Here is a 586-nt window from a genome sequence, read left to right as displayed (position 1 = left end):
GTGTATGAGGAGATTACAGGGGGGCAAGAAATCGAGCGGGCACCTGCTCTGTCAACCAGACGCCATTTTCGGCCTGATAGAACTTGAAGCCCTGTTCTTCCATCTGCTTCGCGGCAACCTTCAGAACGACTGGCGTTCCGTAGCGTTGACCCACGGCCGACGCGGTGGCGATCTCGTCGGACAGATGCACCTGATGGCGTTGTCCTGGAATCAAGCCTTGTTCGTGGATCGAGTCGAGAAAACGCGTCGCTGTTCCGTGGTAGAGCGTTTGCGGTGGCTGTTTCTGCTCGAATTGCAGGTCAACGCTTTTCGTCGAGTGGCCTTGAGCAGCGCGTATACAGTGGCCATCAGCGGAAATCGTAAAACGCTTCTTGTCACTGCTGGTCACGACGTTTTCAATCAGCTCACGACTTAAATGCCTGCCATCACGCGCCGCGCCGCTGATCAGTGCGTCGATATTTGCCCAGCCATCCGAATCCAGCGTAAGACCAATCGCCTGAGGCTCGTGACGCAACACGAAGCTGAGAAATTTGCTCGTCTCATCCAGTAGTTTTTTACTCATGAACTTCCCTTTCATTGCAATCAA

General features: G+C 53.9%; 1 protein-coding gene. It reads right to left on the bottom strand.

The features are described from left to right. Positions 1 to 13: 13 nt before the first annotated feature. The gene (locus AAEY83_RS12770; protein ID WP_351059253.1) at positions 14 to 577 is read right to left on the bottom strand and encodes an RNA 2'-phosphotransferase; all 564 of its coding nucleotides are present in this window, start codon (positions 575 to 577) and stop codon (positions 14 to 16) included. Positions 578 to 586 lie beyond the last annotated feature (9 nt).

Origin of the sequence: Psychrobacter sp. TB20-MNA-CIBAN-0197 (assembly GCF_040309765.1) — a bacterium.
Lineage (GTDB): Bacteria > Pseudomonadota > Gammaproteobacteria > Pseudomonadales > Moraxellaceae > Psychrobacter > Psychrobacter submarinus.
Note: the sequence above shows the minus strand (reverse complement) of the source record. Positions and strands in the feature narration are given on the sequence as shown.

Coding starts and splice junctions, on each gene's coding strand:
- AAEY83_RS12770 (WP_351059253.1), bottom strand. CDS start 577: ATGAAAGGGAAGTTCATGAGTAAAAAACTACTGGATGAGACGAGCAAA.